Source organism: Pseudomonas wuhanensis, from assembly GCF_030687395.1.
Classification (GTDB): domain Bacteria; phylum Pseudomonadota; class Gammaproteobacteria; order Pseudomonadales; family Pseudomonadaceae; genus Aquipseudomonas; species Aquipseudomonas wuhanensis.
On the sequence record NZ_CP117430.1, the window covers coordinates 1,645,060 to 1,666,098 of the forward strand.

21 protein-coding genes are annotated in these 21,039 nt (G+C 58.8%); 12 read left to right on the forward strand and 9 right to left on the reverse strand.

Features of this window, described 5'->3' with window-relative positions:
• Positions 1–163: 163 nt before the first annotated feature.
• Positions 164–766 carry a glutathione transferase GstA gene (gstA, locus tag PSH88_RS07540; protein ID WP_305425610.1) on the reverse strand — a complete coding sequence of 201 codons (603 nt, stop codon included), beginning with the start codon at positions 764–766 and terminating at the stop codon, positions 164–166.
• 99 nt (positions 767–865) lie between these two features.
• Between gstA and PSH88_RS07545 the strand changes: the two genes are divergently transcribed.
• On the forward strand, positions 866–1,798 hold the full coding sequence (locus tag PSH88_RS07545) for a LysR family transcriptional regulator (protein ID WP_305425611.1): 933 nt from the start codon (positions 866–868) through the stop codon (positions 1,796–1,798).
• Positions 1,799–1,869: 71 nt separating this feature from the next.
• On the opposite strand, the gene PSH88_RS07550 is transcribed toward PSH88_RS07545, so the two are convergent.
• Together PSH88_RS07550 and gntR are read right to left on the reverse strand one after the other, a co-directional pair.
• The gene (locus PSH88_RS07550) at positions 1,870–2,502 is read right to left on the reverse strand and encodes a glutathione S-transferase family protein (protein WP_305425612.1); all 633 of its coding nucleotides are present in this window, start codon (positions 2,500–2,502) and stop codon (positions 1,870–1,872) included.
• Positions 2,503–2,569: 67 nt separating this feature from the next.
• On the reverse strand, positions 2,570–3,601 hold the full coding sequence (gntR, locus tag PSH88_RS07555) for an HTH-type transcriptional regulator GntR (RefSeq protein WP_305425613.1): 1,032 nt from the start codon (positions 3,599–3,601) through the stop codon (positions 2,570–2,572).
• Between the two features lie 215 nt (positions 3,602–3,816).
• Here gntR and PSH88_RS07560 point away from each other — a divergent pair, with 215 nt between their 5' ends.
• On the forward strand, positions 3,817–4,350 hold the full coding sequence (locus PSH88_RS07560; protein ID WP_007902444.1) for a gluconokinase: 534 nt from the start codon (positions 3,817–3,819) through the stop codon (positions 4,348–4,350).
• 81 nt (positions 4,351–4,431) lie between these two features.
• Entirely contained in the window at positions 4,432–5,784 is a 1,353-nt protein-coding gene (locus PSH88_RS07565; protein ID WP_305425614.1) for a GntP family permease, read from the forward strand.
• A 179-nt stretch (positions 5,785–5,963) separates the two neighbouring features.
• On the opposite strand, the gene alaC is transcribed toward PSH88_RS07565, so the two are convergent.
• A complete protein-coding gene (alaC, locus tag PSH88_RS07570; RefSeq protein WP_305425615.1) occupies positions 5,964–7,181 on the reverse strand; it encodes an alanine transaminase in 1,218 nt (405 codons plus the stop codon).
• A gap of 140 nt (positions 7,182–7,321) precedes the next feature.
• On the opposite strand from alaC, the gene PSH88_RS07575 reads away from it, so the two are divergent.
• From PSH88_RS07575 to PSH88_RS07585, 3 genes are all read left to right on the forward strand, one after another.
• A complete protein-coding gene (locus tag PSH88_RS07575; RefSeq protein ID WP_305425616.1) occupies positions 7,322–7,984 on the forward strand; it encodes a LysE family translocator in 663 nt (220 codons plus the stop codon).
• Between the two features lie 66 nt (positions 7,985–8,050).
• Positions 8,051–8,536 carry a GyrI-like domain-containing protein gene (locus tag PSH88_RS07580; protein ID WP_305425617.1) on the forward strand — a complete coding sequence of 162 codons (486 nt, stop codon included), beginning with the start codon at positions 8,051–8,053 and terminating at the stop codon, positions 8,534–8,536.
• 97 nt (positions 8,537–8,633) lie between these two features.
• On the forward strand, positions 8,634–9,122 hold the full coding sequence (locus PSH88_RS07585; RefSeq protein WP_305425618.1) for a GNAT family N-acetyltransferase: 489 nt from the start codon (positions 8,634–8,636) through the stop codon (positions 9,120–9,122).
• A 137-nt stretch (positions 9,123–9,259) separates the two neighbouring features.
• Here PSH88_RS07585 and PSH88_RS07590 read toward each other — a convergent pair whose 3' ends face one another.
• The 4 genes from PSH88_RS07590 to PSH88_RS07605 form a co-directional block, all read right to left on the reverse strand.
• Positions 9,260–11,092: an ABC transporter ATP-binding protein gene (locus PSH88_RS07590; RefSeq protein WP_123719238.1), complete on the reverse strand. Its 1,833-nt coding sequence runs from the start codon at positions 11,090–11,092 to the stop codon at positions 9,260–9,262.
• 93 nt (positions 11,093–11,185) lie between these two features.
• Entirely contained in the window at positions 11,186–11,743 is a 558-nt protein-coding gene (locus PSH88_RS07595) for a peptidylprolyl isomerase A (protein WP_007902463.1), read from the reverse strand.
• A gap of 3 nt (positions 11,744–11,746) precedes the next feature.
• A complete protein-coding gene (locus PSH88_RS07600) occupies positions 11,747–12,550 on the reverse strand; it encodes an alpha/beta fold hydrolase (protein WP_305425619.1) in 804 nt (267 codons plus the stop codon).
• A gap of 14 nt (positions 12,551–12,564) precedes the next feature.
• Entirely contained in the window at positions 12,565–13,488 is a 924-nt protein-coding gene (locus tag PSH88_RS07605; RefSeq protein WP_305425620.1) for a PA3225 family LysR-type transcriptional regulator, read from the reverse strand.
• A gap of 49 nt (positions 13,489–13,537) precedes the next feature.
• On the opposite strand from PSH88_RS07605, the gene PSH88_RS07610 reads away from it, so the two are divergent.
• From PSH88_RS07610 to PSH88_RS07625, 4 genes are all read left to right on the forward strand, one after another.
• Positions 13,538–13,867: a 3-phosphoglycerate kinase gene (locus tag PSH88_RS07610; protein ID WP_305425621.1), complete on the forward strand. Its 330-nt coding sequence runs from the start codon at positions 13,538–13,540 to the stop codon at positions 13,865–13,867.
• Positions 13,868–14,018: 151 nt separating this feature from the next.
• A complete protein-coding gene (locus tag PSH88_RS07615) occupies positions 14,019–14,618 on the forward strand; it encodes an FMN-dependent NADH-azoreductase (RefSeq protein ID WP_305425622.1) in 600 nt (199 codons plus the stop codon).
• Positions 14,619–14,964: 346 nt separating this feature from the next.
• Positions 14,965–15,831: a carboxylate/amino acid/amine transporter gene (locus PSH88_RS07620; RefSeq protein ID WP_305425623.1), complete on the forward strand. Its 867-nt coding sequence runs from the start codon at positions 14,965–14,967 to the stop codon at positions 15,829–15,831.
• A 256-nt stretch (positions 15,832–16,087) separates the two neighbouring features.
• The gene (locus tag PSH88_RS07625; protein ID WP_305425625.1) at positions 16,088–16,936 is read left to right on the forward strand and encodes a mechanosensitive ion channel family protein; all 849 of its coding nucleotides are present in this window, start codon (positions 16,088–16,090) and stop codon (positions 16,934–16,936) included.
• A 154-nt stretch (positions 16,937–17,090) separates the two neighbouring features.
• Here the strand turns inward: PSH88_RS07625 and PSH88_RS07630 are convergent, their stop codons facing one another.
• Entirely contained in the window at positions 17,091–18,389 is a 1,299-nt protein-coding gene (locus tag PSH88_RS07630) for a mechanosensitive ion channel family protein (RefSeq protein WP_305425626.1), read from the reverse strand.
• 193 nt (positions 18,390–18,582) lie between these two features.
• Between PSH88_RS07630 and PSH88_RS07635 the strand changes: the two genes are divergently transcribed.
• The gene (locus PSH88_RS07635) at positions 18,583–19,929 is read left to right on the forward strand and encodes a DEAD/DEAH box helicase (RefSeq protein WP_305425628.1); all 1,347 of its coding nucleotides are present in this window, start codon (positions 18,583–18,585) and stop codon (positions 19,927–19,929) included.
• Positions 19,930–20,459: 530 nt separating this feature from the next.
• A complete protein-coding gene (locus PSH88_RS07640) occupies positions 20,460–21,035 on the forward strand; it encodes a recombinase family protein (protein WP_223536304.1) in 576 nt (191 codons plus the stop codon).
• The last annotated feature ends 4 nt before the right edge of the window (positions 21,036–21,039 follow it).

A 21,039-nucleotide genomic window follows, 5' to 3' on the forward strand; every position in this document is an offset into this window, starting at 1 on the left:
TTCGGCCACTGATCCCGCGTCAACGGAGCCCGAGTCCTCGGGCTCCTTGTTTTTATGCCTATCGAAATAACCAGATAATCTGCAAGAAATCCCTGCGCGGTGGCACAGAGGCGGACAGGTTCCCGTTCTGAGCAAAGGCTTGCCCGCGAAGCGATTCAGCGCCTTACACCAACTCCGCCGCCAACGCCGCTTTCACGCTTGGCCGCTGATCAACCCTCGCTTGAAACCGCGCCAACGCCGGCCAATCATCCAGATCAATCGCAAATAGCCGAGCCCACCGCAACACCGTAAACAGATACGCATCGGCAATGCTGAACCCTCTTGCCATCAGATAATCCTGCCCCTCCAGCGTCTGGCTCAACACGACAAATCGCTTGAACAGCTTCTCTTTGATGAGCGCTTTCACATCATCCGGAAACTGCGAATTGAACAGCCAACCCAGCCCGCCATGAATCTCGGTCGAAACGAAGTTCAGCCATTCCTGCAAACGCACCCGCTCGAACGTCCCGTTCGCCGGTGCCAGGTGCGCCTCGGGACGCAGATCCGCCAGGTACTGCAGGATCGCCGGGCCTTCGGTCAGCACATCTCCATTATCCAGCCGCAACGCCGCGACGTAGCCTTTTGGGTTAATGGCCAGGAAGTCCTCGTCGGTGACGGTTTTCTTGGTGCTGTTATCGACACGTTCCAACTCGAACGGCAGCTCCAGTTCGCGCAGTACAATGTGCGGCGCCAAAGAGCAGGCTTGCGGGGCGTAATACAGCTTCATGGGCGGGGCTCTGGTTGTGGATTTGCGCCAGTGTCATAGTGCGCGGCGCGCTCGGTAAAATTAATCTTTCAGAAAACTGCCATTAGGAAAGCTACTGCCATGATGAACCTGATGCACTGGCGAATGGTGGTGGCGGTGGCCGATACCGGCAACATTAGCCGGGCCGCCGAGCGGGTCGGCATGACCCAGTCCGGTGCCAGCCAAGCGTTGGCCTTGATCGAAGAAACCCTGGGCGTTCAGCTGTTCAGCCGGGAAAACCGTCAGACCTTGCCGACCGCCATCGGCTTGCCTGTGATCGAACAGGCGCGAACCATGCTCGGTGCTCTCGAGAACATTCGCAGCACCGTTGATGCCACTAAAGATATCCAGCGAGGGACGATTCGCCTGGCCAGTTTCCCTTTGGTGCTGGCGACCTTTCTGCCGCCACTGCTGCGTCAGTTCAATCGGTTGTATCCCGGCATTCAAGTGGTGGCGCTGGAGGTCAGCGACGATGAAGTGGAAACGTTGCTCAGTGCAGGGCTAGTGGATGTCGGTGTGGCGTTGAACCCGGCGCCCGCGCGCAATGCCGGTCGTTTGGGGCGTGATGCCTGGGTGGCGGTGCTGCCCGGTGGCCACCCCTTGGCGCGCCGCTCGAATGACGAGGGCGTTTCATTGGCGGAACTGGCGGAGCAACCCTTTGTGCTGGCCACGGGCGGTTGTTCGACCAATGCCCGCAGCCTGGCCGCCGACGTCGGGCTGCAACTGCTGGATGTGCGGGCCGAGGTGCGAGAGTGGAGCAGTGCGTTCACTCTGGTGCGGGAAAATATCGGCGTGACCCTGGTGCCGGAAATGACCCTGCCGAATAATCGCCAGGGTTTGCGTGTAGTGCCTGTGACGCCGCGTATTGATCGCGAGTTTGCGTTAGTGGTTGCGCCTGACAAAGAACCAACGGCAGCGGTGCGGGCACTGTTGGGAATGCTCGCAGACCGCAATCCATGTGGGAGCGGGCTTGCCCGCGATGGCAGCGTCACATTCAACACATTCGTCGACTGACATTTCGCTATCGCAAGCCCGCTCCCACAGGTTTCGCGCCTGAACTGGGCCAGTAAGTCGTTCGGTCGAAATCAAGGCACGCCATTACAGGCGTGTGTCATGAACCCCGGCCGCTGCGCCAGTCGTTGGCAATACGCGTCGACGGCGGGGTAATCCGGGCGCTCCATCGGTGTCATGCGCCAGCGGTTGACCGACAGCCCGATGAGGATATCGGCCAGCGTGAAGCGTGGTCCGGCAACATACGCGCCGGTCTCCGCGAGTTGCTGTTCGAGGATGCCCATCTTCGCGTTCCAGCCGCGAACGCCATCAGCAATCCGCTGTGAGTCCTGGAAATCTGGCGATTGCCGGACCAGTGCAAAAAAGGCGTAGCCCCACGACGGGTTGAGTTCGGTGGCTTGCCAGTCCATCCATTGCTCCACGCGAGCGCGTGCCGCCGGTTCGATGGGTAACAGGTCAGTGTTTTGGTGTTTGCCGGCCAGGTACCGGCAAATGGTATTGGATTCCCACAGCACACCGGCTTCATCGATGAGCACTGGCACCTGTGCGTTGGGGTTGAGCTGGAGAAATTCCGGGCTCTGGGTCGATGCGAAACCGCTGCCCCAGTCTTCACGTTCGTAGGAAACGCCCAGTTCGTCGCAGGTCCACAGGACTTTTCTGACGTTGATTGACGACGCTCTACCCAAAATCTTCAGCGTATGTCCCATTGAGCTTCTCCGTTTGCTGTTCCAGGTATCGGGAATCTAGCACGCGGAGCGTGGGAATGGTCGCGCTTCAGGTGCTCTCGCGCACCTTCAATTCAAACCCCATATCCTGCACCGGTTTGGTCACTGAATTGCCGGCCAGCAAGGTCAGCATCAGTTCGGCCGAGCGACGGCCAATGGCCTCTCGCGGCGTATTGATGCTACTCAGGCGCGGGACCATGTGTTCTGACATAGGCAGGTCGTTGAATCCGAGGATCGCCACTTGTTCGGGGATCTTGATGCCACAGCGCAAGGCTTCGAGCAGGGCGCCCTGGGCCAGGTCGTCGTTGCCGAAGAAGATCGCATCGACGTCCGGATGGGCGGTGAGCAGTTGCAGGAACAATTCGCCGCCCAGCCCTACCGACGAGGCTCGCGGGGTCAGCACTTCCAGGGCCGGATCATACAAGCCGGCCTTTTGCAGCGCGCGACGGAAACCTTCGCCCCGCAGCAATGTGCGTTGGTCCAGTTGCGCGCCGATGTAGGCCAGGCGTTTGCGACCGCGGGACAGCAAATGCTCGGCCGCGGTTTCGCCGGCAGCGACTTGCGAAAAACCGACGCAATTGAGCCCGGCCGCGCTGTCCAGTTCCATCATGTAGACGCAGGGAATGTTGCTGGCCTCGATCATCCTCCGCGAGCTTTCGGTGCGGTCGAAACCGGTCAGCAGCAAGCCGCGAGGCTGATAGGCCATGTAATTGCGCAGCAGGTTTTCTTCTTCATCACGCGAGTAATGGAAGTTGCCGATCAGCACTTCGAAGCCCTTTGGTCGCAAAACCTGATGAATGGCTTCCAGCGTGTCGATGAACAGCAGGTTGGACAGCGAGGGCACCAAAACCACGACGGAATGGCTCTGGGCCGAGGCTAATGCTCGGGCGGCGGGGTTGACCACGTAGTTCAGGTCGAGGGCGGCCTTCTGGACTTTTTCCACCAGTTCGGTGGCCACCGTGCTGACGCCGCGCAGGGCGCGGGAGGCGGTAATCGGGCTGACACCGGCCAGGCGCGCGACTTCGTTGAGGGTAGGACGGCCAGTGGTGCGAGTATTTTTATCGTTTTTAGGGGTATTCATCGGACGGCTTGCCAAACAAAATTCAAGGCACTAAGGTAGCGCTGTCTCGATGCAGCTGCAAATGCGTGAACGAGGTTTGCCTGATCCTCGCTTTTTGGCATCGAGAACGAACATGCTGCAACCCACAAAAATGACAAGAAGGCGTCGGCAACTTCTGCTTTTGCACTTGAGTCTTACGTAGCAAAGGTAGCGCTGTCTGCGCGCTGAGGTGTTACATGAATCATCCCATCACCGCCCTGGTCATCATGGGCGTTGCCGGTTGCGGCAAGACGTGCGTCAGCCAGTCCCTGTGCCAGCTTAGCGGCGCGACCGCCATTGAAGGCGACACTTTTCACCCTGCCGCCAATATCGAAAAAATGAGCGCGGGTATCCCCCTGAACGACGAAGACCGTGCCGGCTGGCTCGACAGCCTGTGCGATGAACTGCGCCGCGTCGATGCCAAGGGCGAACGCCCGGTGCTGACTTGCTCGGCCCTCAAACACAGTTACCGCGAACGCTTGCGCAGTGCCTTGCCGGGCCTGGGCTTCGTTTTTCTTGAGCTGACCCCCGAAGTCGCCGCCGATCGTGTGTCTCACCGACCGGGCCACTTCATGCCGTCGACCTTGATCGACAGCCAGTTCGCCACCCTTGAATCGCCCGTCGGTGAGCCCCTGACCCTGGCTCTGGATGCGTCCAGCCACAGCGTCGATGAGTTGGCGAAGCAGGCTCATGCCTGGTGGCTCGATCATGGCTTGAAACTCGCCAGTTGAGTTTTGCTCCAAGAGATAGCGCTGTCCTGACGGCCTTTGATTAACCGCTTTAATAACAACAACAACCAGGAGACACCCCTAATGTTTGGCATGTCCCACGAGACGTTTCTGCTGCTAGATGCAGTGGTCACGGTGATCGGGCTTATCGTCCTGATCACCAAGTTCAAGTTGCACCCATTCCTCGCGCTGATCATCGCCGCCGCTTTCCTCGGGCTGACGTCCGGCATGCCGATCGGCACCATCATCAAGGCGTTCCAGGACGGCTTCGGTGGCGTGCTTGGTTTCGTCGGCATCATCCTGGCGCTGGGCACCATGCTCGGCAAAATGATGGCCGAATCAGGCGGTGCGGATCAGATTGCGCAGACGTTGATCCGCGCCTTCGGCAAGGACAAGGTGCAGTGGGCAATGATGTTCGCCGCGTTCCTGGTCGGCATTCCGCTGTTCTTCGAAATCGGCTTCGTGCTGCTGATTCCGCTGGTGTTCATCGTGGCCCGTCGCACTGGCGTGTCGATCATCAAGATCGGTATCCCGCTGCTGGCTGGTCTGTCCGCGGTACACGGCCTGGTGCCGCCGCACCCGGGTCCGCTGCTGGCCATCGGTGTGTTCGGTGCCGACATTGGTAAAACCATTCTTTACGGCCTGATCGTTGCGCTGCCAACGGCCATCATCGCGGGTCCGATCTTCGGTACGTTCATTGCCAAGCACATTCCAGGTCATCCGAATCAGGAACTGGTGGATCAACTGGTGCGCGATGAAGATGCAGGCGATCTGCCTAGCTTCGGCATTACCTTGGTCACCGTGCTGTCGCCTGTGTTCCTGATGCTGCTCAAGACCTTTGCCGATGTGGCGCTGCCGGACGGCAACTTCTTCCGTACCTTCATGGACCTGATCGGTCACCCGATCTCGGCGCTCCTGCTGGCGTTGCTGCTGTCGCTGTACACCTTCGGCTACAAGCAGGGCATCGGTTCGCAACAGATGCTCAAATGGCTGGACGCGAGCCTTGCACCAACCGCCGCGATCATCTTGATCATCGGTGCCGGTGGCGGCTTCAAACAGATGCTGGTGACCAGCGGTGTGGGTAATGTCATCGGCAACATGGCGGTGGAAGCGCAGATATCGCCAATCCTTCTGGCGTGGCTGGTGGCGGCGGTGATTCGCATCGCGACCGGTTCGGCAACCGTGGCGACCATTACTGGCGCAGGCATCGTGGTGCCGGTGGTGGGGATGATTCCGGGTGTGAACCGTGAGCTGCTGGTGCTGGCCACCGGTGCCGGTTCGTTGATCCTGTCCCACGTCAACGACGCCGGTTTCTGGCTGGTGAAGCAGTACTTCAACATGACCGTGGCGGAAACCTTCAAGACCTGGACCGCGATGGAAACCATCCTGTCCGTGGTGGGCCTGGGCTTCATCCTGCTGTTGTCGTTGTTCGTTTAAGCGATTCGACAGACACAAAAAAACCGCAGCGATGCGGTTTTTTTGTGGGTGATCGATTTCAAGGCTGAACATAAAACCAATGTGGGAGCGGGCTTGCCCGCGATGGCGGCTGGTCAGTCAACATTAATGTTGAATGTGATGCAGTCATCGCGGGCAAGCCCGCTCCCACAGGTTACGTGTTAGCCGTTAGTTTTCGGTACCAACCCATCCGCCCGGAACATCCCGCGAATCCCGCGCACGGCCTGACGGATCCGGTCCTGGTTTTCGATCAGCGCGAAGCGCACATGATCATCCCCATACTCGCCAAATCCCACACCCGGCGAGACACAGACCTTGGCCTCGGCCAGCAGTTTTTTGGCGAATTCCAGCGAGCCCAAGTGTGCGTAAGCCTCGGGAATCTTGGCCCAGACATACATCGATGCTTTCGGGTTTTCGACCATCCAGCCCAGTTCATGCAGGCCTTTGACCAGCACGTTGCGACGCTGCCGATACTGATCGGCAATGTCTTTGACGCACTGCTGATCGCCTTCCAGCGCCGCGATGGCCGCAACCTGCAGCGGGGTGAACGTGCCGTAGTCGTGGTAGCTCTTGATCCGCGCCAGGGCGTTGACCAGCTCCGGGTTGCCGACCATGAAACCGATGCGCCAGCCCGCCATGTTGTAGCTCTTGGACAGGGTGAAAAACTCCACCGCGATGTCCTTGGCGCCGGGTACTTGCATGATCGACGGGGCTTTCCAGCCGTCGTAGACGATGTCGGCGTAGGCCAGGTCGTGCACCACCAAAACGTCGTACTGCTTGGCGAGGGCGATCACCCGCTCGAAAAAATCCAGCTCCACGCACTGGGCGGTGGGGTTGGACGGGAAGCCGAGGATCATCATTTTCGGTTTCGGGATCGAGCCGCGAATCGCCCGTTCCAGCTCGGCGAAGAAGTCCACACCAGGGATCAACGGCACCGACCGCACCTGGGCGCCGGCAATCACGGCACCGTAGATGTGAATCGGGTAGCTCGGGTTCGGCACCAGCACGGTGTCGCCCTGGTCGAGGGTGGCCAGCATCAAGTGCGCCAGGCCTTCCTTGGAACCGATGGTGACGATGGCTTCGGTTTCCGGGTCGATGTCGACCGCGTAGCGATCCTTGTACCAGTTGGAAATCGCCCGGCGCAGGCGCGGAATCCCTTTGGACGTGGAATAGCCGTGGGTGTCTTCGCGCTGGGCAACGGTGACGAGTTTTTCGACAATGTGCGGCGGCGTGGCGCCGTCGGGGTTGCCCATGCTCAAGTCGATGATGTCTTCGCCACGACGACGGGCGGCCATCTTCAGCTCGGCAGTGATGTTGAAAACGTAAGGGGGGAGTCGATCTATGCGCGCAAAGCGGCGCGGCGAACCTTGTTCGGCCATTGTTGCCTCGGATAACGTAAGCGCCCGGAACCGTCCGAGCGACGCTGGCCACTGCGGTGGCCTGTGGCGGAATGTAAGGGCAGTCGTGGCAAACTGTCTAGCCTGCGCATCAATAAAATTTTTCCCCAAGGATATGGTCGATGGAATTTACCAGTGGCTTCTTGTTGAGCCTTTCGCTGTGCCTGGACATCGGCGTGGCCAATATCGCGATGATCACGCTGGCGATGCAGCGCGGCTATTTTCAAGGCTTTGCCCTGGGGCTGGGGACGTGTGTCGGCGACCTGATTTACGCGGTGCTGGCATTGGCCGGCATGACCGTATTGCTGCAGTACGAGACCGTGCGCTGGGTGTTGTGGATCGGCGGATCGGCGTTGCTGGTGTATTTCGCGGCGAAGATGATTTATTCGGCGATTCACCATGAAGCGCTGTTGGCGCAGACTGCTGAAGTCGGTCACAACTCCCACCGGAAAGAGTTTTTTCGCGGGATTTTCCTCGCCATGTCATCGCCCAGTGCCATTCTCTGGTTCGCCGCAGTGGGCGGCACACTGATCGCCCGTTCCGGCGGCGGTGGCACGCTCAGCTCGGCGCTGTTTCTCGGCGGCTTCTTGTGCGCCGGGATACTTTGGTGCGTCGGTCTGTGCTTCGCGGCGAGCCACGGCGGCAAATTGCTCGGTGACAAACTGCTGCGTTATTCCTACATGGCATCGGCAGCGATCTTCTGTTATTTCGCGGTCTACGTGATCCTATCGGGTTATAACGAGTTCATCGGCCCAGGCGCCATAGAACAGTTGCATGCACTGTAATTGGGCGAATCGGGTTTGGCTTCTATACTCCCAGCCGAACCCACCTTTTGTACCAGGAGTTGAGTCATGGATGAGCAAACAGGCGTCGAAACGGCCGAGCCACGCTTTGAAAACGGGCACTTCATGCTCATAGCGGGGTTTGGCGGCCGATTTACGGCGGATACGACCAAAGCGATCCCCGACCTATGGGAGAAATTCATTCCCGAGATTGGCAAAATTCCCGGTCAGAAAAGCGAAGTAACCTACGGCATCTGCTGCAATCCGGATGGCAAGGGTGGTTTCGAATACATAGCCGGTGTCGAAATCAGCAAGCTCGACGACCTGCCCGAGAAGTACCGCTGGATCGAAGTTCAGCCTCAGAAGTATGCAGTCTTCGAACACAAGGGCTCGCTGGATGCCTTGCCCCAAACCTTTCAATACATCTGGAAAATCTGGCTGCCGAAGTCCGGTTATGAAGCGGCGGACGCTCCGGAGTTCGAACGCTACAGCGACGATTTCAACCCGAAGCTCAACACCGGCGTGCTGGAAATCTGGCTGCCGCTCAAAGTGTAAAGAGCGGGGCGAGCGGCGGATCGGTGATTCGCCTCTCGATGTCGGGTTGATGCTGATTTATGATCCCCAACCTTTCCCACGCCGATTCCGAGCTGCCATGAACACCGTCATCCGCCACGTCATCCCCGCTGACCTGGACCGCTGCTACGCCATCGAAACCATTGCCTACGAAGGCGATGAAGCCGCCACCCGCGAAAAAATCGCCACCCGCATCGCCACCTGGCCCGAGGGCTTCATCGTGGCTGAAGTGGATGGCGTTGTAGCCGGTTTCATCAATTCCGGTGCGGCGTTTGAGGTGGAGATGTCGGACGAGGCATTCAAGGAACTGATCGGCCACGACCCGGCCGGCCCGCACGTAGTGATCATGTCGGTGGTGGTGCATCCGGACTATCAAGGGCAGGGCCTGGCGAAACGTTTGATGGGTGAGTTCATCCAGCGCATGCATGCACTGAACAAGGCCAGCATCCATCTGATGTGCAAAGAGCGGCACATTCCACTCTATGCCGGGTTTGGTTTTGTCTACATCAAGCCTTCGGCGTCGGACCATGGCGGGATGGCGTGGCATGAGATGGTGTTGGAGTTCTGACCCATCTGTCAGGACGCCGCAAACCCCTGTGGGAGCGAGCTTGCTCGCGATAGCGGACTCTCAGTCGACTTGGATGTTGACTGACACACCGTCATCGCGAGCAAGCTCGCTCCCACAGGATTGGTGTTGCTCGCAGCTCAATCGATCCCGACAAACCCCCCGGTCTGGTGCTGCCACAACCGCGCATACAAGCCGCCATGGGCCAGCAGTTCGGCGTGGCTGCCGGTTTCGGCGATCTTGCCGTTTTCCAGCACCACCAGGCGGTCCATCCGCGCGATGGTCGAGAGGCGGTGGGCGATGGCGATCACGGTCTTGCCCTGCATCAGGGTTTCGAGGCTTTCCTGGATCGCCGCTTCGACTTCCGAGTCCAGTGCCGAGGTGGCTTCGTCCATGATCAGGATCGGCGCGTCCTTGAGCAGCACCCGGGCGATGGCAATTCGCTGACGCTGGCCACCAGAGAGCTTCACTCCGCGCTCACCAACATGAGCATCGAAACCGGTGCGGCCCTCAGAGTCCGACAGCAACGGGATGAATTCGTCGGCCCGGGCCTTATGCACCGCCTCCCAGAGTTCGGCGTCGGTGGCGTCGGGTTTGCCGTACAGCAAGTTATCGCGGATCGAGCGGTGCAGCAGCGAGGTGTCCTGGGTGATCATGCCGATGCGTTCGCGCAGGCTTTCCTGGCCGACTTCGGCGATGTTCTGGCCGTCGATGAGAATCCGCCCGCCCTGCACGTCATAGAGGCGCAGCAGCAGATTGACCAACGTCGATTTACCGGCACCGGACGGGCCGATCAGGCCGATTTTCTCGCCGGGTTTGATGGTCAGGTTGAGGTCGCCGATGATCCCGCTTTTCTTGCCGTAGTGAAAATCGACGTGATCGAAACGCACCTCGCCACGCGCCACATTCAAAGGTTTGGCCTGTTCGCGGTCGGTGATGCTGACCGGCTGGGAAATGGTCTGCAAACCGTCCTGGACCATGCCGATGTTTTCGAAAATGCCAGTGACCACCCACATGATCCAGCCAGACATATTGACGATGCGGATCACCAGGCCCGTGGCCAAGGCAATTGCACCCACCGTGATCAGCGATTGCGTCCATAGCCACAGCGCGAGGCCGGTGGTGCTCACGATCAGCAGGCCGTTCATGCTAGTGATGGCCACGTCCATGCTGGTGACCACACGACCGGCCAGTTGGGCTTTTTCGGTTTGTTCCTTGATCGCTTCGCGGGCGTATTGCTGCTCGAAGTTGGTGTGGGCGAACAGCTTCAGGGTGGTGATGTTGGTGTAGCCGTCGACGATCCGCCCCATGAGTTTGGAGCGCGCATCGGACGACACCACCGAGCGTTCCTTGACCCGTGGCACGAAGTAGTAGAGGGCGCCGATGAAGGCGGCGATCCAGGTCAGCAACGGGATCATCAGGCGCCAGTCGGCTTCGGCGAACAGCACCAATGAACTGATCGCATAGATCAGCACGTGCCATAGCGCGTCCACCGCTTGCACAGCCGAATCGCGCAACGAGTTGCCGGTTTGCATGATGCGTTGGGCGATGCGCCCGGCAAAGTCGTTCTGGAAGAAATTGAGGCTCTGTTTGAGCACATAACTGTGGTTTTGCCAGCGGATCAGGCTGGTCAGGCTGGGGCTCAAGGTCTGGTGCACCAGCAAGTCATGCAGGCCAACAAATATGGGGCGCAGGACCAGCGCAACCACCGCCATCCAGGCCAGTTCGATGCCGTGTTCCTTGAAAAAATTGACGTTGGGTGTGCCTTGGGCGAGGTCGATGATGCGGCTCAGGTAGCTGAACAGCGCCACTTCGATCAGCGCGCCGAACAGGCCGACGATCAGCAGGGCGGCGAAACTCGGCCAGACCTGCTTCAGGTAATAGGTATAGAAGGGGAGAACCCGATCCGGTGGAGCCGCCGTCGGTGCATCGCGGAAAATGTCGATCAGTTTTTCAAAACGGCGATAAAGCATCAGTTCTCCGCCCGCGCACGGGCTCTCCTTTAAACAATATGAGCGGCGCCGGAAGCACCGGCGGCCGCTCAAAACTCCCTGTCCAGCTTACTCTCAGTCGATGCGCTTGGCCGACTTGATGAAGACCGGGTCGGCCGGCACGTCTTTCATGCCGCTTTTGGTGGTGGTCTGGGAGTTGACGATGACATCGACGACGTCCATGCCTTTAACGACTTTACCGAACACGGCATAGCCATCGCCCTGGTCCAGGAAGTCGTTGTCTTTGACGTTGATGAAGAATTGGCTGGTGGCCGAATCCGGGACGGAAGTACGGGCCATGGACAGCGTGCCACGCACGTTATGCAGGCCGTTTTTGGATTCGTTCTTGATCGGCGCCTTGGTTTCTTTTTGCTGCATTTGTTGAGTGAAACCGCCGCCCTGGACCATAAAGCCAGGAATCACACGGTGAAAAATCGTGTTGTTGTAGAAGCCGCTGTCGACGTACTCAAGGAAGTTCTTGGTACTGATCGGCGCCTTGACCGGGTCCAGTTCGATTTCGATCTGGCCGTTGGTGGTTTCCAGCAGCACGTGCGGTGCCTTGGCGGGCGTGGCGGCCATCAGGTTGGCGGCAAACAGAACGGAGCCGGCGACGAGGGCGATTTTTTTCAGCATGGGTCAGTGATCCTGAGTGGTGGTGTCGACTGCGGTGAGAAACTCGAGCAGCGTTTGGTTGAAGCGTTCGGGTTGATCCAGCGGGGTGGCGTGGCGCGAGTCGGCGATCACCACCAACCGCGCATCGGGCAGCAGTTTTACATAGGTTTCTTTCAGCGCGACCGGGGTGTAGTCACGGTCGGCGCTGACGATGAGGGTTGGACAGGAGACCTTGGAAAGTCGTTCCTGAACCCCCCAGCCAACGATGGCATCGAAGCTGGCGAGATAAGCACGTTTGTCATTTTTTGCCCAGCGCGCCGCTATTTTTTGTCGTAACGAAGCTTGTTCGGGCTTGGGAAACAGCTTCGCACCCAGGGCCTTGCCGATGGTGCCCATGCTCAGCGCGCGCATCAGGCTCCAACGCTTGAACCACTGCCAGTAATCGTTACGGCTGCGCCGTTTGACCTCGGGCGCGCTGTTGACGATGCACAGGCTCTTGAGCAGTTGCGGCTGATCCACCGCCAGTTGAAAGGCGATCATGCCGCCCATCGACAGTCCCACAAGATGTACAGCGCCCAGGTTCAGATGTTCGATCAGCGCGATCAGGTCGGCGCTGAACCCGGCGATGCTGTAACGCTCGCGGGGTTTGTCGGAGCGCCCGTGGCCGCGCACATCCGGCACGATCACCCGATGGTGGGCCGAAAGCGCCGGGATCTGCATTTCCCAGTCCAGGGTGCTGGAGCCCAACCCGTGAACCAGCAGTAACGGCGTGCCATGGCCATATTCCTCATAGTGCAGGTTGCAACCTTCATGTTCGAAATAGGCCATGGGTACACTCCGTGTCAGGCTTGTTCGGGGGCGGCGAAGGGCGCATCCAGCGGCGCGGTATCGAAGGTGCGCAGCAGTTCGATGAGAATCTGCGTCGCCGGGCCCAAGGGTTTGTCCTTGTTCGAATACAGATAGAAACTCGGGTTACGGCTTCTTCCCTGATCCAACGGTAGCACTTTGAGCGTGCCTTCCTTGAGTTCCCGCTCGATCATGTGCCGGGGCAACCAGGCGAAGCCCAGGCCGCTGCTGACGAAGGTCGCGGCGGTGGCCAGGCTGCCGACGGTCCAGCGCTGTTCGGCGCCGAGCCAGCCGACGTCTCGCGGTTGCTGACGGCCGGAGTCGCGGATCACCACTTGCATCTGGCTTTCCAGGTCCTGGAAGTTCAGTTCGCGGTTCAGGCGATGCAAGGGATGCTCGGGGTGGGCGACAGCGATAAATTCGACGTCGCTTAATTCCGCGCCCAAATACCCGGGAATGCTGAACCCGGTGATGGCCAGATCGGCCACGCCTTCAAGCAACACTTCCTCGACACCCGACAACACTTCCTCACGCAGGCGCACCCGGCAGCCACGGCTTTGTGGCATGAATGCGGTCAGTGCGCGGACGAGGCGGGCGCTGGGGTAGGCGGCATCGACCACCAGCCGCACTTCCGCTTCCCAGCCTTGCTCCATGTGGTGGGCCAGGTCTTCCAGTTGGCTGGCCTGTTTCACCAATTGCCGGGAGCGGCGCAGCAGTACGCCGCCGGCCTCGGTGAGTACTGCTTTGCGGCCGTCGATGCGCAAGAGCGGCACACCGAGCTGATCCTGCATACGCGCTACGGTGTAGCTGACCGACGATTGCGAGCGGTGCAGCGCTTCGGCGGCCTGGGCGAAACCGCCGTGATCGACCACGGCCTGCAATGTTCGCCATTGATCAAGGGTCACGCGGGGCGCTTTCATGTTGAGCTCCTCTTGTCCTAAGCTGGCAGTCCTTATTGGAGACTGCTGAATGAAAAAATTCTGTTGTGTGATGGCGGGTTGTGCTGTGTTGGCGATGTTGCCGCTGACGGCATTTGCTTATCCGATCGATGTCAATAAACAGCTCAACGGTTTGAAGGTCGACTACAACGCCTACGACACAGACGCCGACATCGGCTCCATTCAGGTCAACAACTACGGCGACACCGACGTGTCTTGCAAAGTGGTCTTCAAGAATGGTCCGGAAGCGCCACGCACCCGCACAATCGAAGTGCCCGCCGGTAAACACAAAAACGCCACCGCCAAGTTCACCCGCACCATCATCAAGCTGCGTATCGACCTGACTTGCACCCCGAAATGACATCGAGCGGGGCAGCCCAGCTGGGACATGCTCCGCTTATAAACGAATTTATCGATGCTTTATAGCAATTATTTGCGCTTTTTCATCGATATGACTCTGTTTAACCTTCACTCCATCGACCTACAGCATTCTCAGATGGAGGCTACATCCCATGTCCCGCGTTCTGATCATCGAAAGCAGCGCCCGTCAGCAAGACTCGGTTTCCCGCCAGCTGACCCAGACCTTCATCAGCCAATGGAAAGCCGCACACCCGGCCGACCAGATCACCGTCCGTGACCTGGCCACCACCCCGGTGCCGCACCTGGACATCAACTTGCTGGGCGGCTGGATGAAACCTGCCGAACAACGCAACGACATCGAGCAGGCTTCGCTGGAGCGCTCCAACCTGCTGACCGACGAACTGCTGGCCGCCGACGTGCTGGTGATGGCGGCTCCCATGTACAACTTCGCCATTCCGAGCACCCTTAAAGCCTGGCTCGACCACGTGCTGCGTGCCGGCGTGACCTTCAAGTACACCGAAACCGGCCCGCAAGGTTTGCTCAGCGGCAAGCGTGCTTATGTGCTGACCGCTCGCGGCGGGATCTACGCCGGCAGCACCGCGGATCACCAGGAACCGTACCTGCGCCAGGTCATGGGCTTCATTGGCATCCACGACGTCACGTTCATTCACGCCGAAGGCATGAACCTGGGCGGTGACTTCCAGGAGAAAGGCTTGAACCAGGCCAACGCCAAGCTTTCCCAGGTCGCCTGACACGTTAATCGCCAGATAATCGCTGGATGGTCTAGTGACCTGGCGCAACCCTTCAAGCCTGCGCGCGCATCGAACCTCCCTTTGCACTTGTTGCTCCTGAGTGCTCTAGCCCGATTGAACGCATTAGCGAGATCGGGCTTTTTTTTGCCTGGGATTTAGTGAATGAGCATACAAAACCCTGTGGGAGCGGGCTTGCCCGCGAAAGCGGTGTATCAGTCGACTTCAATGCTGCCTGACACACCGCCATCGCGGGCAAGCCCGCTCCCACAGGTTTTTGTGTGTTGCTGACTGTTCGCGATGAAGGGCAAAACCCGCTATCGTCGCCGCCATTCGAAATGAGGCGACCATGGGCTATCTACTTTTTGTCACGCTGATCCAGGCGTTTTCCTTCAGCTTGATCGGCGAATACCTGGCCGGTCATGTCGACAGCTACTTCGCAGTGCTGGTGCGGGTGTTGCTGGCGGGGTTGGTGTTCATTCCGCTGACGCGCTGGCGTCAGGTCGAACCGGCATTCATGCGCGGCATGTTGTTGATTGGCGCGTTGCAGTTCGGCGTGACCTACGTCTGTTTGTATTTGAGCTTCCGGGTGCTGACGGTACCGGAGGTGTTGCTGTTCACCATCCTCACGCCGCTGCACGTGACCCTGATCGAAGACGCGCTGAACCGGCGCTTCAATCCCTGGGCCTTGATCGCGGCACTGGTGGCAGTGGCGGGCGCGGCAGTGATTCGCTTTGACCGGATCAACCCGGATTTCTTCATGGGTTTCCTGCTGCTGCAACTGGCCAACTTCACCTACGCTGCCGGGCAGGTGCTCTACAAACATCTGGTGGCCCGCCATCCGAGTGATCTGCCGCATTACCGGCGTTTTGGGTACTTCTACCTCGGTGCATTAGCGGTGGCGTTGCCGGCATTTCTGCTGTTCGGCAAACAGAACTTCCTGCCCGAAGCGCCGCTGCAATGGGGCGTGCTGCTGTTCCTCGGCCTGGTCTCGACGGCATTGGGGTTGTACTGGTGGAACAAGGGCGCGTGCCTGGTGAACGGCGGGACGCTGGCGGTGATGAACAACCTGCATGTGCCGGTGGGGTTGCTGATCAATTTGCTGATCTGGAATCAGCATGAGGAATTGGGGCGGTTGTTTTTTGGTGGCTCGGTAATTCTGATGGCGGTGTGGATTAGCCGGTTGGGTGTACGCAAACTTGTGGCTATCCACTGAACCCTGTGGGAGCGGGCTTGCCCGCGAAAGCATTGTGTCAGGCAATATTAGTATCGACTGACTGAACTGGCCTAATAACTCCGGACGCCACTTAAAGTTACACGCCGCCAGTCTCTCCATCGCTACCGGTGAGCAATAGTTGTTGTCGCTATGCGGCTTGGTGTTGTACCGCGATACGTACGCAGCCCATTGACTGGCGGGGCATACAGGCTGTGCTAGTGTTCCGGAACCAATTCTTCACCTTTGGGCCCCAGCCATGGACGAGACTATCGTTAACGTTACCACTGCGAAGTTCAACGCGTTAATCGCGTTGGTGCAACAGTATGGTGCAGCTTTCGCGGTGAAGATCCTCTCCGCCATCGCCTTCTGGATCGTCGGACGCTGGCTGATAGGCTTTGCTGTCGGCATGGTGCAGCGGGCCTTGGGCAAACAGAAGGTCGACCCGACCGTACTGCGCTATGTTGGCTCAGCCATTACCGTGACGCTGAACATCATTCTGGTGATCGGTATCCTCGGCTACCTGGGAATGCAGACGACCACCTTCGCTGCGCTGCTCGCTGCGGTCGGTCTTGCGATCGGTCTGGCCTGGTCGGGGTTGCTGGCCAATCTGGCGGCGGGCGCGTTTATTATTGTCTTGCGCCCATTTAAGGTCGGCGACTTCATCTGCGCGGGTGGGGTGACGGGTACGGTCACCGAGATCGGTCTGTTCGCCACCGCTATCAACACTCCGGATAATGTGCTGACTCTGGTCGGTAATAACAAAATTTTCAGCGACAACATCCAGAACTTCACCCACAACCCGTTCCGCCGTGTCGAACTCAAAGCACAGCTATCGGGCGCGGCCGACTGGAAAGCGGCGGCGGCCTTGCTGAAACAACACATTGCCACGATCCCCAATGTGCTTGCCGAGCCGGCAGTGGAGGTGGAGATTTTAGAGTTCAATCTGGTTGGTCCGGTGTTGGCGGTGCGTCCTTACTGCCACAACGAGCACTATTGGCAGGTTTATTTCGACACCAACCGCATCATCAAAGATTCACTCGGTGAAGCCGGTTTCCCGGCTCCGATGCCGGCGCAGACGGTAATCATCCAACAGCATGCCGGGTGAGCCGAGGTGCTGCGACAGCGTTCAATATTTCCCGTTCCCAGCATGTCGACCGTGGGTGGAACCTCCATAACGGCCTCCTCACTGAAAGCGTTTAAGTTCGCACCTTGATTTTTGCGTCACCTCTGTGAGGCAGGGAGGCCAGTGTTTTTGGGTGTTACATGATGTGTTTTTCGGGCTCGGGAACGTGGCTTGCGCCCAACGCAGCTGGAAGCAACCCGGACCGCAAATCACCACCACTCGGCTGCTGATAAAGGCTCAAGCCAAACTCCGGCAGCACCGCCAGCAGGTAATCGAAAATATCCCCCTGAATCCGCTCGTAATCGGCCCACACGGTGGTACGGGTGAAGCAGTAGATCTCCAGCGGGATGCCTTGAGCGGTGGTCTGCATCTGGCGAACCATGCAGGTCATGTTCGGCTGAATCTCCGGGTGACTCTTCAGATACGCCAGCGCATAGGCGCGGAAGGTGCCGATGTTGGTCATCCGTCGACGGTTGGCCGCCATCGCCGCGACGTTGCCCTGGGCTTCGTTCCAGGCCTTGAGCTCGGCTGTCTTGCGGCTCATGTAGTCGGTCAGCAGATGCACCTGGGACAGCTTCAGCTCTTCGTCATCGCGAATAAACCGCACGCCGCTGGCGTCGATGAACAGGCTGCGCTTGATCCGGCGCCCACCGGACTGCTGCATGCCGCGCCAGTTTTTGAACGACTCGGACATCAGGCGCCAGGTTGGGATCGACACAATCGTCTTGTCGAAATTCTGCACTTTGACCGTGTGCAAGGTGATGTCCACCACGTCACCGTCGGCACCGACTTGCGGCATCTCGATCCAGTCGCCGACCCGCAGCATGTCGTTGCTGGTCAGTTGCACACTGGCGACGAACGACAGCAGGGTGTCTTTGTAGACCAACAGAATCACCGCCGACATGGCGCCCAGACCCGACAGCAGCAACAGCGGCGAACGGTCGATCAACGTGGCGACGATGATGATCGCGCCAAACACGAACAGCACCATTTTCGCCAGTTGCACGTAGCCTTTGATCGAGCGGGTGCGGGCGTGTTCGGTGCGGGCATAGATGTCCAGCAGGGCATTGAGCAATGCGCTGACGGCCAGTACCAGGAACAGAATGGTGAACGCCAGCGCCACGTTGCCGAGGAAGTTCAGGCTGGTCTTGCCCAACTCCGGCACCAGGTGCAGGCCGAACTGGATCACCAGCGATGGCGTCATTTGCGCCAGGCGATGAAACACTTTGTTGTGGCGAAAATCGTTGATCCAGTGCAGCGACGGCTGACGACCAAGCATTTTGGTCGCGTGAAGAATGAGGTAGCGCGCCACTCGTCCGAGCACCAGCGCCACCACCAGCAGCAACATCAGCGCGAGCGTGGAATGCAGGAGCGGGTGCTGTTCGAGAGCACCCCAGAGGTCTTGGGCATTGAGCCAGAGCTGTTTGATATCCATGGGTGAAAACGGTTCTTCTGTAGGACGCGACGGGGCGATTAGAGCATTTAAGACGTTACGGATGACGTTTTGAGACAAAACAGGCAACAAAAAAAACACTGTTTGCAGCCGTTTGTATAAAGAAACTCGGCCTTCGCGCTCGAAACCGTTACCCTATGCAGCTGTTTTTTTGTATTTCTTCGAGGTAGCACCCGTGTTTTCCCAATTCGCCCTGCACGAACGCCTGCTCAAAGCCGTGGCCGAGCTTAAATTTGTCGAGCCAACGCCTGTGCAAGCAGCGGCTATTCCGCTGGCGCTGCAAGGGCGTGACCTGCGGGTGACAGCGCAAACCGGCAGCGGCAAAACCGCTGCATTCGTTTTGCCGATCCTCCACCGCTTGATCGGCCCGGCCAAAGTCCGCGTCAGCATCAAGACCCTGATCCTGCTGCCAACCCGCGAGCTGGCCCAGCAGACCATCAAGGAAGTCGAGCGCTTCGCTCAGTTCACCTTCATCAAGTCCGGCCTGATCACCGGCGGTGAAGACTTCAAGGTCCAGGCCGCCATGCTGCGCAAAGTGCCGGACATCCTGATCGGTACGCCGGGTCGGATGATCGAGCAACTGAACGCCGGCAACCTCGACCTCAAAGAAGTCGAAGTGCTGGTGCTCGACGAAGCCGACCGCATGCTCGACATGGGCTTTGCCGAAGACGTACAGCGTCTGGTGGAAGAGTGCACCAACCGTCAGCAGACCATGCTGTTCTCCGCCACCACCGGCGGTTCGGGCCTGCGCGAGATGGTCGCCAAAGTCCTGAACAACCCTGAGCACTTGCAGCTGAACAACGTCAGCGATCTGAACGCCACCACTCGTCAGCAGATCATCACCGCCGACCACAATCAGCACAAAGAACAGATCGTGAACTGGCTGCTGGCCAACGAGACCTATCAGAAGGCCATCGTGTTCACCAACACCCGGGCCATGGCCGACCGTATCTACGGCCGCCTGGTGGCGCAGGAATACAAAGCATTCGTGCTGCACGGCGAGAAGGACCAGAAAGACCGCAAACTGGCCATCGACCGTCTGAAGCAGGGCGGCGTGAAAATCCTCGTGGCCACCGACGTCGCGGCCCGTGGCCTGGACGTGGAAGGCCTGGACCTGGTGATCAACTTCGACATGCCGCGCAGCGGCGACGAATACGTTCACCGCATCGGTCGTACCGGTCGCGCCGGCAACGATGGTCTGGCCATCTCGCTGATCTGCCATGGCGACTGGAACCTGATGTCGAGCATCGAGCGCTACCTCAAGCAGAGCTTCGAGCGCCGCACCATCAAGGAAGTCAAAGGCACCTACGGCGGACCGAAAAAGGTCAAGGCCTCAGGCAAAGCCGTTGGCGTGAAGAAGAAAAAAGTCGACGCCAAGGGCGACAAGAAGAAAACCGGCGCCAAGGCCCCGACCAAGCGCAAGATCGCCAACCGCCCGAAGACCGACGCCCTGTCGCTGGTCAGCAAGGACGGCATGGCCCCGCTCAAGCGCCGCAAGCCGGAAGCGCCGGCTGCTGAATAAGGCGCGGTAGCGATCCCATAAAAAACCCGGACAGTGTCCGGGTTTTTTTCGTCTAAAAATCGCAGCAGCTCTTACAGCTGCACGCTCAAACCGGTGTAGCTGCCGAAGGCTGTGATCTTTTGATCTTGCCCTTTAACTCTCGGCTTTGTTCTCCGCCGACTGCAACTCCTTGAGACGCTGATCGATCAGCTGGCACTTGTCCGGCAGATCCTTACTTGTAGTTGCTTGCAATCGAAAACGGCCATGCTTGCAATCAGCGCTATTTCAGGCTCGGATTAATTGCGACTGAAACAGTCCCCATGCTCGCATTAACTGCAACTGAGCTTGCATTCAGCGGCACGTGCTTGCATTCCATTTCCGCGTGCTCACATTATTTGCGACTGATCGGTCGTCCATCAAACGCTGGTTTGTTGGACGCTAAGCTGTGATGGGGCCTTTGCTTCGAAATCCGCACTGACTGTGTCCAGTAACTGTTTCCAGATTTCAATATCCAGCTAAGCTGATTATCTATTGAATATCTGGACGAAATCATGCTGATTGGATATGCCCGAGTCTCAACCGATGACCAACTCCTAGATCTGCAACGCGATGCGTTGCACAAAGCAGGCTGCGAGCGTGTGTTCGAAGACATCGGCAGCGGCGCCAAGGCCGAACGGGTTGGCCTGACTGCTTTGCTGACCACGCTGCGCCGGGGCGACACCGTGGTGATTTGGCGTCTGGATCGTCTTGGGCGCTCGCTGAAGGATCTGATTCGACTGGTCGAGCAACTGGACGCTGCAGACGTTGGTTTGCGCAGCTTGCAGGAAAGCATCGACACGGTCTCGATTGGTGGACGCTTAGTGTTTCATCTGTTTGGTGCTCTGGCCGAATTCGAGCGCAATTTGATTCGTGAGCGCACCCAAGCAGGGCTATCAGCAGCACGTGCACGCGGACGCAAGGGGGGACGCAAGAAACGGCTCGATCCGGCCAAGCAAGAACTGGCCCTAAGTCTTTACCACGAACGAAAACACACCGTGGCAGAAATCTGCCGCTTGATGGGCATCGGTCGCTCAACGCTCTACAACTATCTGACCGAGGCTGAACGCAATGCCCAGCGGGCGGCATAGTGCC

What these genes read in the sequence shown, in the direction of transcription:
- gstA (WP_305425610.1), bottom strand. Translation starts at nt 766, where the DNA reads ATGAAGCTGTATTACGCCCCGCAAGCCTGCTCTTTGGCGCCGCACATT.
- PSH88_RS07545 (WP_305425611.1), top strand. Translation starts at nt 866, where the DNA reads ATGATGAACCTGATGCACTGGCGAATGGTGGTGGCGGTGGCCGATACC.
- PSH88_RS07550 (WP_305425612.1), bottom strand. Translation starts at nt 2,502, where the DNA reads ATGGGACATACGCTGAAGATTTTGGGTAGAGCGTCGTCAATCAACGTC.
- gntR (WP_305425613.1), bottom strand. Translation starts at nt 3,601, where the DNA reads ATGAATACCCCTAAAAACGATAAAAATACTCGCACCACTGGCCGTCCT.
- PSH88_RS07560 (WP_007902444.1), top strand. Translation starts at nt 3,817, where the DNA reads ATGAATCATCCCATCACCGCCCTGGTCATCATGGGCGTTGCCGGTTGC.
- PSH88_RS07565 (WP_305425614.1), top strand. Translation starts at nt 4,432, where the DNA reads ATGTTTGGCATGTCCCACGAGACGTTTCTGCTGCTAGATGCAGTGGTC.
- alaC (WP_305425615.1), bottom strand. Translation starts at nt 7,181, where the DNA reads ATGGCCGAACAAGGTTCGCCGCGCCGCTTTGCGCGCATAGATCGACTC.
- PSH88_RS07575 (WP_305425616.1), top strand. Translation starts at nt 7,322, where the DNA reads ATGGAATTTACCAGTGGCTTCTTGTTGAGCCTTTCGCTGTGCCTGGAC.
- PSH88_RS07580 (WP_305425617.1), top strand. Translation starts at nt 8,051, where the DNA reads ATGGATGAGCAAACAGGCGTCGAAACGGCCGAGCCACGCTTTGAAAAC.
- PSH88_RS07585 (WP_305425618.1), top strand. Translation starts at nt 8,634, where the DNA reads ATGAACACCGTCATCCGCCACGTCATCCCCGCTGACCTGGACCGCTGC.
- PSH88_RS07590 (WP_123719238.1), bottom strand. Translation starts at nt 11,092, where the DNA reads ATGCTTTATCGCCGTTTTGAAAAACTGATCGACATTTTCCGCGATGCA.
- PSH88_RS07595 (WP_007902463.1), bottom strand. Translation starts at nt 11,743, where the DNA reads ATGCTGAAAAAAATCGCCCTCGTCGCCGGCTCCGTTCTGTTTGCCGCC.
- PSH88_RS07600 (WP_305425619.1), bottom strand. Translation starts at nt 12,550, where the DNA reads ATGGCCTATTTCGAACATGAAGGTTGCAACCTGCACTATGAGGAATAT.
- PSH88_RS07605 (WP_305425620.1), bottom strand. Translation starts at nt 13,488, where the DNA reads ATGAAAGCGCCCCGCGTGACCCTTGATCAATGGCGAACATTGCAGGCC.
- PSH88_RS07610 (WP_305425621.1), top strand. Translation starts at nt 13,538, where the DNA reads ATGAAAAAATTCTGTTGTGTGATGGCGGGTTGTGCTGTGTTGGCGATG.
- PSH88_RS07615 (WP_305425622.1), top strand. Translation starts at nt 14,019, where the DNA reads ATGTCCCGCGTTCTGATCATCGAAAGCAGCGCCCGTCAGCAAGACTCG.
- PSH88_RS07620 (WP_305425623.1), top strand. Translation starts at nt 14,965, where the DNA reads ATGGGCTATCTACTTTTTGTCACGCTGATCCAGGCGTTTTCCTTCAGC.
- PSH88_RS07625 (WP_305425625.1), top strand. Translation starts at nt 16,088, where the DNA reads ATGGACGAGACTATCGTTAACGTTACCACTGCGAAGTTCAACGCGTTA.
- PSH88_RS07630 (WP_305425626.1), bottom strand. Translation starts at nt 18,389, where the DNA reads ATGGATATCAAACAGCTCTGGCTCAATGCCCAAGACCTCTGGGGTGCT.
- PSH88_RS07640 (WP_223536304.1), top strand. Translation starts at nt 20,460, where the DNA reads ATGCTGATTGGATATGCCCGAGTCTCAACCGATGACCAACTCCTAGAT.